Source organism: Colwellia sp. PAMC 21821 (assembly GCF_002077175.1).
In the GTDB taxonomy this organism is placed as follows: Bacteria; Pseudomonadota; Gammaproteobacteria; order Enterobacterales; family Alteromonadaceae; genus Cognaticolwellia.
In genome coordinates this window covers 828,237-843,264 of record NZ_CP014943.1, presented here as the reverse complement: position 1 = coordinate 843,264, position 15,028 = coordinate 828,237, and the positions used below count along the sequence as shown (strand labels likewise).

Below are 15,028 nucleotides of genomic sequence, written 5' to 3'. Positions count from 1 at the left end.
AGCGTGCAAGTATTTTTATTTGCTTTAAATTTTGCGTATGCAGAAAGGACGGATCGAATGTGAAATTTGAACATCAAAAAAAGGGTAATAATATTTTCGTATTATTACCCTTTTTTGGTAGACATAAAGTTAGCTGTTAGTGAAATTTTATTAAGTTATTTTGTAATTTAAATCGACGTTATTTTTACCACTTGTTTACCCGTAAAACCACCCGCTAGCTGTTTATTCAGTGCAGCAGAAATATGCGCTGCACTAAATTCAATAAGGCTTATTTCTGGGACGATTAAGTCGCCTTTTTCAACACTTTCAAGCAATAAATTACTCATGAAACTCATGCGTTGTTGTGCGCATAAACTATTAGCTAGCCATGCGCCAGGCAGTGATACTATGCTAATGTTTGGGGATTTTCGAAATAGCAGTTCTTGCTCAAATTCAGGTAGTGGTTTTAAGCACGCTATACGGCCACAAAAGCGCATTAATTCAATATTACGCGCAGTAACTTCACCGCCTATAGCGTCAAGTACTGCGTCAAATCCTTGCGGGCCTAACTCTCGGCGAATTTTTTCACAAAGCTTTTTATCTTGATAATCAAATACCGCGTCAGCGCCTAAAGATTTCACTAATTTATGATTACGTTTTGCTGCCGTGGTAAAAACATCGGCGCCACGTTGTTTGGCAAATTGAATAGCAATTTGGCCGACAGCGCCAGCGCCGGCTTCAATGAGTAACGTGTCACCTTCGGTAATTTGTAGCTTATCAAGTGAAATTAGTGCGGTCATGCCAGCACAAGGCAGTGCTGCTGCTTGTTCAGGCTTGACGCTTTGGGGTACTACCGATACTGCATAGTTAGGTACTTTGGTGTACTCACTCAGTACACCTTGTGTGCCCATACTGGCATGCCACATTACACGTGCGCCAATATTGGGATAAATACCTTTTGGCGCTTTAACCACTATGCCAACAGCGTCTAAACCAAGCACGTGCGGGTATTGCCAATGGCAAAACCCGGTTTTGGCATATTGTGCATCTAAAGGGTTAAGGCCAACATACTCTACTTTTATTAAAAGTTCGTTATCGCTGCATTCTGGCACGCTAAGTTCAATGCTTTCTAAGCTAATTTTCTCATTTGCTTCGGGCAGAACTATCGCTCGCATCGTTTGCGGAATAGTGAATTCAGGTAAAATATCAGTATGTGGCATCTTTTTAACTCTACTTATTAATCTTGTTTAACGCATAACTCCATTGCCCGTTAAATGACTGGTAGGCATTTACTTTAGCAAGCAGTGATGAAATGGTTAAATCAACAGCATTTTCTTGCGCTATTAAAACATCCTGACGCGCATCTAACAACTCTAAGTATGGTATTTGACCTTCTTCATACATAGCATTTGCTTGTAAAAATGCTTTATTGGCAAAACTGTATCGCTGATCGGCAAATTGCTTTTGTTGCGCTTGGTTTACCAGTAACTGCAGAGACAGTTCGCTTTCACTAAGTGCTTTTAATACCACTTGTTGGTAATCGCTATAAGCGGCTTCACTTAAAAACTGCTGTGCGTCACGCTGGGCTAAAAGCGCAGGGTAACTGAGTAATGACCATTGCAACTGCGGTGCTACTTGCCATTGCTGCTGGGTGTCACTTAAGCCTAAGCTATTAATACTTAATACATTCGCAAAAGCACTTAAGCTAATATCGGGTAAAAGGGCTTTGCTTGCTGAAACACTTAAACTATTAGCTTGGCTAAAGTCATAAAGCGCACGGCTAATATCGGGTCTAAGCGCTATGGCATTATTTGGCTCACTCAGTGTTACGTTAAACTCGTGTGCTAAAATGCTTTGCTCATCAACAAGTTCAACATCTTGAGTTAAGCGCCCGGTCAAAACAGCTAAAGTAGATAAATCTCGATATTTAGCATATTTAATTGCCGGTATTAAGGCTTGTTGTTGTCTTAATTGCGCCATGGTGCGGTTTAAATCAAGCTCGTTCGCTACACCTTCGTCTACTCTTGCTTGCAGTACATCAATACCTTGTCTTAATGCATCAATTTGCAGGGTAATAATATTTTGCTTTTCAACATTACCTTGGTAACTAATAAAACCTTTTACTACAGAAGATACCACTTCAATTTGCAATAAACGTACTTGTTCCGCTTGGCTCATGGTTGACGCTTGAGCAGCGTCAACCAAGGCCGTAATGCGACCAAATAAATCTAACTGCCAATCAAGGCTAACTCCAGCGCTTGATTGACGATCAAAAGTTGACACTGCATCACTACGCTTTGAACCTATATCAATACCACCTTGAGGTAAGTATTGCGCCTTTTGTTCGCCTAATCGTGCTAAAGCACTTTTAAGGGTTAATTGGCTTGTTTTTAGGTCGTAGTTATTCGCTAAAGCTTGTGAAACATGTTGATTAAGTTGAGTTGACTCAAGCTTTTTCCACCAATTTGTTTCATCAGCACCACTAAGCTGACTATCTAACTTACTAGCAATATTTGCTTTGGTGATGAATTCGCTTATTTGGTTATTCTCACTTGCAATGTCAATTTTGCTCGCACAGCCTGATAAAAAGGCAACAACCAAAACAGCACCTAAGGTAAAGCGTGTTTTAAGTTTTTTGTTGGCTAATTTAGTCATGAGAAATCTCCTGAGATTTTTCTTCTTCTTTACGAGTAACTAACATATAAAACACAGGTGTAAATAATAAACCAAATACCGTAACTCCAATCATCCCTGAGAATACTGCGTTACCCATGGCATGACGCATTTCTGCACCAGCACCTGTAGCTAATACTAATGGTATAACACCAGCGGTAAAGGCAATTGAGGTCATTAATATTGGGCGTAAACGCATACGACAAGATTCAAGTATTGCTTCTAAATGCGACAAACCGTTGTCGTGCCTGTCTTTAGCAAACTCTACCATTAATATGGCGTTTTTCGAGGCCAAGGCCACCAGTACAATTAAGGCTATTTGGGTAAATATATTGTTGTCTGAGCCAACCAACCAAACCCCCAGTAATGCCGAGAAAATAGTCATAGGCACAATCAGTATTATCGACAATGGTAAGCGCAAGCTTTCGTACTGTGCTGCAAGTACCATAAAGACCAATAAAACAACCAATGGGAATATATAAACCATAGTATTACCGGCTAAAACTTGCTGATAAGTAACTTCTGTCCATTCATATACAATGCCATCAGGTAACGTGTCTGCTAGTACTTTTTCAATCGCTAGTTGTGCTTGGTCAGAGCTATAACCTGGCGCTGGGCTGCCGTTAAGTTCTGCACTTGGGTAACCGTTGTAATGCATTACGCGGTCTGGACCAATTGTTGGCGTTACTGTTAATACTGAGCCTAATGGCACCATGTTACCGGCACGATTTCGTACTTTCAGGTTCAATATTTGCTCTGGGTCTTGTCTAAAGTCAGCATCTGCTTGGGCATTAACTTGGTAGGTACGGCCAAACAAGTTGAAGTCGTTTACATACACAGAGCCTAAGTAAATTTGTAACGCGTTAAATACTTCATCTAGCGGTATACCTTGAATAAGCGCTTGTTCACGATCAATGTCTATATCCATTTGTGGTACTTGGATACGGAAGCTTGAGTAAAGGCCCATTAACGCAGGATCTTTCTGTGCATTGGCGATTACGGTTTGTAGACTATTAAATAAGGCTTCAAAACCTTTATTTTCACGGTCTTCAATTTGTAGTTTAAAACCACCGGTTGTACCTAAACCTTGAATTGGCGGTGGCGGAAATACCGCGACAAAGGCCTCATCAATGGCAGCAAAACGTTGGTTTAATTGCGCCGCTATCGCCATGGCTGACTGGCTTGGGTCGGTGCGTTTGTCGAAGCTATCAAGCGGCGTAAATACAATACCGCTGTTCGGGCTATTGGTAAATCCGTTAACCGATAAGCCAGGGAAAGCAACCGTGTGCGCTACGCCAGGTACTTCTAAGGCAATGCGCTGCATTTGTGCTAACACTTCTTCTGTTCTGTCAAGGCTTGCAGCGTCGGGTAGTTGGGCAATTGCCACAAGGTATTGTTTATCTTGTTGTGGAATAAAACCGCCAGGTACCGCGTCAAATAATTTAAGCGTACCGCCCAATAATGCGAAATATGCGACCATTACCACAACAGTCATACGTATTAATTTTTGCACTAATTTTTCATAACCTTTAGCACCACGATTAAATACACGGTTGAAAGGTTCGAATAACCAACGACCAAAAAGCTTATTTAATAGTCGTGTAAAAGCATCAGGTTTAGCGTCATGCGGCTTTAATAATAATGCCGCTAAAGCAGGCGATAACGTAAGCGAGTTAAAGGCTGAAATAACTGTCGAAATAGTAATAGTTAAGGCAAATTGCTTATAAAATTGTCCTGATAAACCGGTAATAAATGCTGTTGGAATAAATACAGCACACAGTACAAGTGCAATCGCAATAATAGGGCCTGTTACTTCTGTCATGGCAACACGGGTTGCCTCTAATGGCGATAAGCCTTTTTCGATATTACGTTCAACATTTTCGACCACCACAATGGCGTCATCCACCACAATGCCGATCGCGAGCACTAAGCCAAACAGTGATAAGGTATTTATCGAAACCCCTAACCATTGCATTACGGCAAAAGTACCAATTAATGAAACAGGCACAGCTATTAATGGAATGATAGACGCGCGCCAGGTTTGTAAGAATACAATTACCACGATTACCACTAAGGCAATTGCTTCTAATAAAGTGGTAATTACAGCGTCAATTGAACCGCGTACAAAAACCGTTGGGTCATAAACAATGTCGTATTCAACACCGGTCGGAAAGTCTTGTGCTAAGCGCGCCATAGTTTCACGCACTTGATCAGAAAGTTCGATAGCGTTTGAGCCCGGACGTTGGAAAATAGGCATAGCGAGTGCAGGTTGGTTATCAAGCTCAGCTCTAAGTGAGTATGAGTCTTGACCTAATTCAACACGGGCCACATCAGATAAACGGGTTAATTGTCCTTGCTCGCCAACTTTAATAATAACTTGTTCAAATTCTTCAATGCTGTTTAAACGACCTTTAACATTTAATAAGATTTGGAATTGGCTATCGTTCGAAATAGGTTGTGCACCTAAGCTACCTGCGGCAACTTGTTGGTTTTGAGCGCGCAATGCAGTTACTACATCAGTCGCGGTAAGTCCACGTGACGCCAGTACATCTGGGTTTAACCAAACGCGCATAGCATATTTACCGCCACCGAATAAACGAATGTCGCCTACGCCCGGTAAACGTGCAATTTCATCTTTTATGTTTAAATCGGCATAGTTAGATAAATACGCGGTATCGTGGGTTTTTTCAGGTGAATATAGATGTACTACCATGGTTAAGTCAGGTGATGACTTTTCGGCGACGACACCTAAACGTTGTACTTCTTCAGGTAAACGCGGCAAAGCACTGTTGACACGGTTTTGTACTTGCACTTGTGCACGGTCTAAATCGGTACCTAATGCAAAGGTAACCGTTAAGGTCATGCGGCCATCACTGGTGCCTTGTGAAAACATATATAGCATGTTTTCAGTGCCGTTAATCTCTTGCTCAAGCGGTGTTGCTACTGTTTGTGCAATAACGGTTGGGTTTGCGCCAGGGTAACTAGCGGTTACAACAACCGTAGGCGGTACAACTTCAGGGTATTCACTGATCGGTAATTGAAACAATGAAATTCCACCACCGATCAAAATAATGAGCGATAGTACGGCCGCAAAAATGGGTCGTTGGATAAAAAAGTGAGAAAAATTCATGATCAGCTCTTAGTTTTTAGCAATAAGGCTTACGTCGTCATTTGATGACAAAGTAAAGGCGATATCAGTCGTATCAATAGTGACAGTCGTTGGGCTAATTGGCATACCTGGTCCTACGCGAGCCGGGCCATTAACAGCGATAATGTCGCCTTTTTTTAAGCCTGAAGTAATCGCGCGTAATTTCCCGTAGCGCTCACCAATTTCAACTAATTTGTATTCTAGAACGTTGTTTTCACCGACAGTAAGCACAAATCGGTTTTTGAGGTCTGTACCTATGGCGCGTTCAGGAATAATAATTTGCTTGGTAATCGCGTTAGCCGCGAGCTTAATACGGGCAAAAGATCCGGCACGTAATTGGTCGTTTACTTCACTATGTTGACCTTCAAAAATAGCACGCACTCTTAAGGTACCCGTTGACGGATTAATGCGGTTATCAATAAAGTTAATGTAGCCATCATGGGTAAAGCTTTGTTGTCCTATTTTTTGCATAACGACTTGCTGCTTACTTGCGGCAGTCACATCAGCAAATGAACTATTCCACGTGCGTTCGTCAATATCAAAATAAGCGTACATTTCATGATTAGAAACGATTGACGTTAGTATGCTTTGACCCGCAAGTACGTTATTACCGCGGGTAATGTTGGCACGTGAAATTACGCCATTTATAGGTGAACGAATGGCGGTAAACTCTAAATCAAGTTGCGCTGAAGTTAACTGCGCTTGTAATGCCGCTAATTGTGCTTCACGTTGATGTAAAGTAGACGTTCTCGCTTGCGCTTGTTCGGTTGATATAGCATTACGCTCAGTTAAGCGTACCGCACGTTTAGCTTCACTTTGCGCTTGATCTAATGCAGCATTTGCACTAAGAATTTGAGCTTCTAGGCTAGCAACAACGGCAGCAAAAGGGCGGTCATCAAGTTGAAACAATAAATCGCCTTGTTTTACGTTATCACCTTCTTTAAAAGCAATACGGTCAATAACACCAGACACGCGTGGCATTAATGCTACTTCTTCAGGAGACTCTAAACGACTAGTATAAACATGCCAGTTTTGTACGGGCTTAACTAATACTTCAGCAACATCGATAGGTTGTAATGGTTGTGACGCGGTTTTTTGCTTAGGCTCTTCAGTACAGCCTGTTACAGCTAAACTAATGGTGATGAAAGCGGCAATAAAAATGTGTTTGTTCATAAAAGTTCTCGTTTTGCTCGAAATAATGGTCTTAAGGTTCATGACGTGCATGATACGGAACGAATGTGTGGATAAAAAGCATAGATTTTTAATTTCATTAGTGCCAAAATTGCACCAATAAAGCTATTGAAGAGTGATTAATGGATACTACAAGTCGGTTATTAATGTTGTTAGATGTAGTTGAATTAGGATCATTCTCCAGTGCAGCAGAAAGCAGAAACATTGACCGATCGGTGATTTCAAAGCAAATAAGCCGGCTAGAAGATGACTTAGGCGTAAGGTTGCTAAATAGAACAACACGTTCTTTTTCGCTTACGGCTGCCGGCGCCGAAATGATAAAAAAATCTCGGGAATTACGAGAGTTGCTTGGACATACCATCAGGTTAGCTGAAAACTATCATCAAGAACCACGAGGGGTGCTAAAAATAACCTCGTCTACCATCATCGCGAAACGCTATTTACAACCGGTAATTAATGACTTTCAGAAACGTTTCCCACAGGTTGAGGTAGAGTTACGTTTGGATGATCGTGTTGTTGATATTGTTGCCGAAGGGTTTGATTTGGCTTTCCGTGTTGGCGAACCTAAAGACTCGACCTTAATTGCGCGAAAGCTAGCCCGTAATCGTCTGGTTATTCTTGCATCTCCCGAGTTTATTGATACCTATGGGTTACCTAAAACCATTGACGACCTCGCGTTACTACCTGCAGCAACCTATACGAGTAATACTTTACGAGTTACAAGCATCAGCTATTTAGATAAAAAAGGTGATAGAAGTGAAAAAATGATAAAAAGCGTATTTCGTGCCAATGATGGCGAGGTATTGTTATTAAAAGCATTATCAGGTACTGCTTTTGTTGTTATGCCAGCATTTATTATTGGCAATGAAGTTATTGATGGACAATTGGTACCACTGCTGACCGATCTACAGTTGTCAGATTTCAGTGCCATGTATGCGATATATCCACATCGTGACTTGCCCGTCAGAACACGATTGTTTTTTGATGCTGTTCAAGAATATATTGGTAAAGATAGACCGATTTGGGAAAGTAATATTCCAGATTTTGAGCATTTATATCAAGGTTAGTATAAGTAAAATAAAACACACCTAGTCAATACATTATCAACAAACCTTTTATAAAAATCGCAGTTAAATTTCCCTTTTTAGATTTCTCTATTTAAGTAAAACATATCTTAAATACCGCATTTGTATGAATGCTGACTGCTACTAGTAAACTGATAGCGCCATATTTTTCTTTAAAGTGATTAAATTTTTATTGAATATGAACGACTAATAATCGTTTGAGGTTGGTGGTTTATTGTGCAAGTATGTCGAGGTAAGTAAAGTTTAACGTATGATAAAAATAATAGAAGTTAAAGGGAGTTTATTTTGAATTATTCAATAAAAAATACAATAAAGCCTATTTCAATCATAGGGTTAATTTCAGTGTTATCTGCATGTGGGGGCGGTGACTATACCTATATAGGAACGCCAGAACCCGAAATTCCTACGCCCATTGCACCACCAGTAGTCGCTACACCTGTGCCATCATTTGATGATGACGGCGTATTGTCGGCAAATATTCGTTGGACAGATTATGGTGTGCCTCATATTAAGGCCGACAACTTAGAAAGTATGTCGTACGGTGTAGGCTATGCGTTTGCTAAAGACAATATCTGCATACTTGCAGATCAAATCTTGAAATATAACTCTCAACGTGCAAAATTTTATGGCCCAGACTTGGTGCCTGCCTCAGGTGACTCTGCACATTTAATTAATGATTTTGGCTTTTTAACTTTAGGTATAAGAGCGCATGCAGAACAAAATATCAATGCACTTTCAGTCAACAGCCAAGCGTTATTTTCGGGATATGCACAAGGCTATAATAAATACCTAGCTGATACCGGTGTTGCAAATATAGATGCCTCGTGTGCCAACATGCCTTGGGTGCAGCCGATTAGCAATATTGATATGTTTACTTATTCTCTGGGTATTGCTTTGTTACCAGGCGCCGCTAATTTTCTAGGGCCTATGTTTTTAGCCGCACCTCCAGGAGAAAGCTTCGCCCCTTACCCTCAAAATGTTGATGATAATAACTACGTAGTTAATTCCAAGCCTACAATTACACTTCCAGAAAATAATCCTAGTGATTTAGGATCGAACGGATGGGGCTTAGGCAAAGATAAAACAGAAAACGGTAAAGGTATGGTGTTGGCTAATCCGCATTTTCCACATACCGGAAATTTGCGTTTTTGGCAGTTTCATATCACTATTCCTGATCATTTAAATGTGATGGGGGGCTCGCTAACTGGTGTGCCAGGTGTAGTTAATATTGGATTTAATGAAAATGTTGCTTGGACGCATACCTTTTCATCAGCTGAACATTTCGTGGTATATCAGTTGACTTTAAATCCGAATGATCCAGCCCAAATGTCGCAAGTTATTGACGGTGCAAACCGTTTAATCACAAGTAAAGAAATCGCCATTGATGTTGCTGTTGGGCCAGGACAAACGATTAAATTGGCGAAGATGACTTATGCTACTCATCATGGTCCTATGGTTGTTGTGCCAGGAAATTTCGAATGGGGTCCAGGGGGCAATGCCTTTGCCATAAAAGATGCTAATTTAGGTAATGTCGATATTATCGATCATTGGTTAGCGATGAATTTAGCCGGTAATATCGATGAATTCAAACAAGCTTTTAAAGACTACGATGGTGTTATTTTTAACAATACAATGTCGGCCGACAGCGAGGGTAATGTTTTCTACATTGATGACTCAACCGTACCTAACTTAACCGCTACCGCGATTAATGAAATGACCACTAATCCATTACTTGTTGGTGCTAAGCAAGCTGCAGGCTTTACTATTTTACCGGGATTTTTATCGGCTTTTGATTTTGACCGAGCAGTACCTTATGAAAATGCGCCAAAATATTCAGGCACTGATTATGTACAAAATTCAAATGATAGTTTTTGGCTAACCAATCTTGAGTCGCCTATTACAAATGTTTCGCCACTATACGGCTCTGTTGAAAATCAGCAGTCGCTACGTTCACGTATGGCACATCAATTATTAGCGGATAGTGCAGGCAGTGACGGGTTATTTAATCCTGCAGAGGTTGAACAAGCCTTATTGAATAATCGAAATTATCTTGCTGAAAGTGTATTGACAGAATTATTAGCTATTTGCCAAGCGCAAGGCAGTACAGCGGTGGTTGTTGGTTCTGATAGTGTTGATATCAGTGCGGGTTGCACCGCTTTGGCTATGTGGGACGGCAAAATGAATAAAGGCAGCAGTTCTGCGCATTTATTTAGAGAGTTTGCTTTTCAATTCAATAAAAATCCACAATGGGTTAATGTCTTTTCTACTGACAACGCTACAACTACACCTAGTGGTTTAGTGAATAACAACACAACGTTAGAGCAGTTTGCGCAAGCTATTCTTAATGTTGAATCGGCAGGATTAGCGTTAGATGCGACTTTAGGCACAGTGCAGTTTGTTGAACGGAGTTTACCTGATGGTAGTGCGACTGGCGTTAAAATACCTTGGGCTGGCGCGCACAATATAGAAGGCGGGTTTAATGTCTTTAGTACGCGTCCAGGTAATGATGGCTCATTGGTTCCTCGTCATGTTTACCCAGCACAAAATAGCGATTCTATTTTAAGTGCTGAAGGTGGCGGTTATCATATTAATTACGGCAGTAGTTGGATGACAGTAGTCAACTTTACCGATGAAGGCCCTGTCGCTAGAGGTTTATTGAGTTATTCACAGTCGTCAGAATACGGCAGCGACCATAACTTAGATCAAAGTTTATTGTACTCGCAACAACCGCAACTTAGGCCTTTACGATTTACTGAGGCGGATATTGAAGCGAATAAAGTGACGGAAATGACGATAAGCTCTGCTCCAGAATAATACTTTACGTCGTGATCAAAAAAGCCCGCTTAACTTACAGGTTATGCGGGCTTTTTATTAGCGATAGTTTGCTAAGTTTTTAGTATTAACTGGCGATTGAAGCAAGTTCTAAGGTGACTTGATCTAAGCCTAAATCAGATATTCTACGGTTTAATTCAGACTGTTTGCTGCTAATTAGCGATATGCCTTCAACAACCATATCGTAGGCTTTCCATTCTTGCGACTGCGTATCTTTGCGCATTTGAAAAGTGATTTTTATGTCTGGTTTACCTGAGTCGACAATTTTAACATCAACAGAAGCCGATTTTGCATTCTCTTTTAACTTAGTTTCTGGTTCAAATAACACTTTTTGATTGCTGTACTGCGTTAACGCATTAGCGTAAGTACGAACCAAGTAAGAGCGCATAGCGGTTATAAAGTTTACGCGTTGCTCTTTTGTTGTATTTCGTAAGTGTTTACCTAGAATTTTAAACGCTGCATATTGGTAATCAACCGATGGCATTAATTCTTCTTCAACAATATCTCGCATTAGATCTGGGAATTTTTTTAAAGCATCTTGATTGTCAGCAATTTTAGTAAAGAGGTTATTACCTGTGACTTCTATTACTTGATAGGGAGAAATCGCTGGTGTCGTCTCAGCTGCGATACTGCTTTGTACAAAGTTAGTGAGTAATACAAACAGTACTAAAAGCTTTTTCATGATGGTCCTTGGGAAATACAGTTAAATTAAAGTGGTTCTGAATTGAGGCTATTATACATACCGACCGCTCGGTCTGTAAATAGCATTTAGGATTAAGATAGTCGATAAAGTGTTAAGAATTGTTATCTATGCGGAGAATTAATTTAATATTAGCGCTTTAATTGGCGCATGTAACGGCAAAGCTCTTTAATGACTTTGACAAACAACTCTTTGTTTAATGAGCTTTTACTTAAACTTGAAGAGCCATGAAATGTTGAAACAATGAAGTAAGCAACTTGGCTAAAATCAAGGTCGGGTTGTAATTGTTGGCTAACACGAGATAGATTCGTGGAAATTAATAAATTTAATTGTTGTTGCATCGCCAGTATTCTAATTCGAAAGCCTTCATCCACGCCAGACATCTCCTGACAGAGGTTGTTTAAAGGGCAGCCGCAAACAAGTTCGTCGCAACTCATGTTCTTAGACATAGCGCTGAAAAACTCGCATAAGCCTTCTATAGGATCATCTGCTTCTACAGTTGGCTGCCAAAGTGCAATAAAAGCAGGAGCATAAACTTCTTCAAATACCGCGTAACCCAGTTCCATTTTATTAGCAAAGTGATGATATAAAGCCCCTTTTGATATTTCACAGCGCGCTAAAATACAAGATAGGCTGGTGGCGGTGAAACCTTTTTTATGGATTTCATCGGCGCTAACTTCTAATATTTTTTGACGAGTTTGCTCTGAGTCTCTCATGAGATTACCTTAAAACACCTTAGTAATAGAATACCCCTAGTTTAACCGACCGCTAGGTCGGTTGCAAAGCTAAAGTATGAACAAAGTGTATAAAAATTGTTACCAAGGTATTGGCTTATTAAAACTAAAGTACTGCTTTATATTGTGCTAAGTTTAATTAATTTACCTATGGGATCGTCTAAAGATGTTGGCGGCATAGTAAACCATTGAGGACCATTTTTGGTCATGTAAATACAATCTTCTAAACGCACACCAAACTCACCTTGAATATAAATACCGGGCTCATTAGAAAAACACATACCGGGTTTTAAAATCGTAGTTTCACCATGAACAAAGTTGACACTTTCATGTCCTTCCATGCCAATGCCGTGTCCAGTTCGGTGCGATAAGCCTGGTAATTTGTAGCCAGGACCAAAGCCCTTAGTTTGATAAAATTTACGTACGGCATCATCAACTAAGCCGGCTTGTGTACCTATTTTAGCTTGCTCAAAAGCGATTTCTTGACCTTGTCTTACAGTTTGCCAAACATCACGCTGGCGCTTAGTTGGCTCACCAAAGACAAAAGTACGGCTGATATCAGATTGATAACCATGAACATTACAACCACAATCCATTAAGACTACTGAGCCTTCGGTCAGTACCTGTTTTTGTTTAGTGCCATGTGGATAAGCACTAGCTTGATTAAATAGCGCCATATTCCATGCACCTTTACCACCCAATTGTCCTTGGGCTGTGTGCATTAATGCTTTTACATCGCTTTGGCTCATACCTGCTTTTAGTTTTGAGAAAACGTCAGCATAGGCAAGTAAAGTAACTTCGTTAGCTTTGTGCATTAACTCGAGTTCGTGCTGGCTTTTATACATACGACAGCCACGAGTTACAGATTCGGCGCTAACATGTTGCATGTCAGAAAGCTGTTCCATAACACCACTTAACACGAAATATCGTACTGAGTTTTCAAAGGCAAGGTTGCCTTTGTTTAGTCCTGCGTCTTTTAATATTTGCTTAATTAATATGAATGGACTTTCGTGCTCTTGCCAAACACGTATATCATCACCTATCGCTAAACTTTCACGTACGCTTGGCTCTTCAAAAAAAGGACAAACCACAGAAACTTTACCTTCACGTGGGATAATAACCGCCGTTAAACGCTCACTGCGCCACCATTGCACACCAGAAAAATAGTCCATGGCTGCGCCGGGTTCAAGGATCAACGCTGCAATATCAAGTTCTCGCATTAATTTTTGAGCATGGCTAATACGCGCAAGTCGTTCAGTTTTACTGATGCCTTTAATAGTCGTTGTAATTGGCTTCAGGGTTGAATCTTGGCTTTTATCTCCAGTAGATTGAGCACTAGAGGATGCTGCAAGGCCAGTTGACGTGATTGTTTGAGTGGCAATCGCCAAAGTGGCAACACTTGCACCACCAGCTTTTAAAAAAGTTCTTTTACTGATATTCATGGGTTTTTCCTGTCTAGCGTCAAAGTGCGACCTAATTGGAGATGCACAATTTTATAACTTTACGCTAGCGTTTATTTTATTAATGAGCAAGCGGTAACCGACAAAAAGCCAAGTTCATGGGATGTATGAATATGAATGATAAAACGACTGTACTATTTACTGGAAATAACCGGTGTTGTTGATGTTAAGAAACGGCTTGTAGCGGCAAATTTTACTAGGTGTTAATATCGGCATATAGCTTGTCTAACAGTAGGTTATATCAGGTGAAAGGGAGCTTTCGTAGCATTTATAATCGAGAAAAAGTGGCTAATAGTTTAATTTAATGGATTTATCCCATAATATCGACGAGATAACAGACTAATTTCAGTTATTGTAAAGTCGGTTACCTTAACCAAATGAGATAAGCAGGCTCCTTATTAAAAATATCAATAGTCCACCAAAAATTCAGGTAAATCATTACTCACAATTGACCTCATACATAGAATACATTTATGGCAAAACCAAATAAAAAAGGCCCCACGAAAACCGTCGATATTTTTTGTGTCGGTTGCAACAGCTTACTATTTAAATATCGGAAGGGCGGAAAAGGGGCGTTAGTTAAAAGTTTTAAAGAACGCATCAGTCAAGATTATACGGTTGAGTCTTGTGTTTGTCCTAAATGCCAAAAACCCTTTGCTCGCGAGAGTCTGATCCGAGGATTGCCAGCTTATAAATTTATTGGTGGTAAAGTTTGGTTTAAATAACAGTCATTAAGTCAAATGTTTGATACTAATGCTTTGCTGGTTTGAAAATGACTAAAGGCGTCAAATATTGCACTCTCGAGCTATGATAAATGGAAAAGCCTTAGACTAAGTTTTACCCGTTAAAATATCGCTTCGTTAATTCATCACCACACAAAACTACACAAGCCAGCTTCACCATGTTTTTATTTGATTATGCATATAAAAACACATCTCGCTAATTGATAAAATAGCAAACTTAACTTCTTTATTAGTTAGGCTACATACGTTAATAACTTTTTTATTGTAACTTTAACTTTACGAATTTTGTTTTTACTACTGATTTAATCTAGAGATAAAATAAAGCAGATATCACATTTTTTTTTAGTGAGAAAATAGAGCTATATAAAACAAGGGGTACAGGTATGCGGCCGAATGATTTTATTTTTTATTTTAGCTAAAACTATTTCATGTTTATTTTTTAATTTTTTTTACTTTTTTTTTACTTTTTAAATTCTTGACCTA

The 15,028-nt window shown here is 39.9% G+C and carries 10 protein-coding genes; 3 read left to right on the top strand and 7 right to left on the bottom strand.

Annotation, left to right across the window (positions count from 1 at the left end; genetic code table 11):
- Positions 1–167 precede the first annotated feature (167 nt).
- From A3Q33_RS03535 to A3Q33_RS03520, 4 genes are read right to left on the bottom strand one after another with little or no spacing between them, the layout of a single operon-like run.
- Positions 168–1,199 carry a zinc-binding dehydrogenase gene (locus A3Q33_RS03535; protein ID WP_081178739.1) on the bottom strand — a complete coding sequence of 344 codons (1,032 nt, stop codon included), beginning with the start codon at positions 1,197–1,199 and terminating at the stop codon, positions 168–170.
- A gap of 10 nt (positions 1,200–1,209) precedes the next feature.
- The gene (locus A3Q33_RS03530; protein ID WP_081178738.1) at positions 1,210–2,634 is read right to left on the bottom strand and encodes a TolC family protein; all 1,425 of its coding nucleotides are present in this window, start codon (positions 2,632–2,634) and stop codon (positions 1,210–1,212) included.
- Positions 2,627–5,782 (bottom strand): efflux RND transporter permease subunit, encoded by a 3,156-nt coding sequence (locus A3Q33_RS03525; protein WP_081178737.1) that lies wholly within the window; start codon positions 5,780–5,782, stop codon positions 2,627–2,629. Before A3Q33_RS03525 ends, A3Q33_RS03530 begins: the two co-directional genes overlap by 8 nt.
- A gap of 9 nt (positions 5,783–5,791) precedes the next feature.
- Complete coding sequence (locus A3Q33_RS03520) at positions 5,792–6,973, bottom strand: efflux RND transporter periplasmic adaptor subunit (protein WP_081178736.1); 1,182 nt, start codon at positions 6,971–6,973, stop codon at positions 5,792–5,794.
- A gap of 140 nt (positions 6,974–7,113) precedes the next feature.
- Here A3Q33_RS03520 and A3Q33_RS03515 point away from each other — a divergent pair, with 140 nt between their 5' ends.
- Both A3Q33_RS03515 and A3Q33_RS03510 read left to right on the top strand, forming a co-directional pair.
- Positions 7,114–8,058 (top strand): LysR family transcriptional regulator, encoded by a 945-nt coding sequence (locus tag A3Q33_RS03515; protein ID WP_081178735.1) that lies wholly within the window; start codon positions 7,114–7,116, stop codon positions 8,056–8,058.
- 300 nt (positions 8,059–8,358) lie between these two features.
- Complete coding sequence (locus A3Q33_RS03510) at positions 8,359–10,890, top strand: acylase (RefSeq protein WP_081178734.1); 2,532 nt, start codon at positions 8,359–8,361, stop codon at positions 10,888–10,890.
- Positions 10,891–10,975: 85 nt separating this feature from the next.
- Here A3Q33_RS03510 and A3Q33_RS03505 read toward each other — a convergent pair whose 3' ends face one another.
- From A3Q33_RS03505 to A3Q33_RS03495, 3 genes are all read right to left on the bottom strand, one after another.
- Positions 10,976–11,590: an MlaC/ttg2D family ABC transporter substrate-binding protein gene (locus tag A3Q33_RS03505; protein WP_081178733.1), complete on the bottom strand. Its 615-nt coding sequence runs from the start codon at positions 11,588–11,590 to the stop codon at positions 10,976–10,978.
- A gap of 149 nt (positions 11,591–11,739) precedes the next feature.
- Positions 11,740–12,324, bottom strand: a complete 585-nt coding sequence (locus A3Q33_RS03500) for a TetR/AcrR family transcriptional regulator (RefSeq protein WP_081178732.1) — start codon at positions 12,322–12,324, stop codon at positions 11,740–11,742.
- A 137-nt stretch (positions 12,325–12,461) separates the two neighbouring features.
- Positions 12,462–13,784 carry a M24 family metallopeptidase gene (locus tag A3Q33_RS03495; RefSeq protein ID WP_081178731.1) on the bottom strand — a complete coding sequence of 441 codons (1,323 nt, stop codon included), beginning with the start codon at positions 13,782–13,784 and terminating at the stop codon, positions 12,462–12,464.
- Between the two features lie 491 nt (positions 13,785–14,275).
- On the opposite strand from A3Q33_RS03495, the gene A3Q33_RS03490 reads away from it, so the two are divergent.
- Complete coding sequence (locus A3Q33_RS03490) at positions 14,276–14,527, top strand: hypothetical protein (protein WP_081178730.1); 252 nt, start codon at positions 14,276–14,278, stop codon at positions 14,525–14,527.
- The last annotated feature ends 501 nt before the right edge of the window (positions 14,528–15,028 follow it).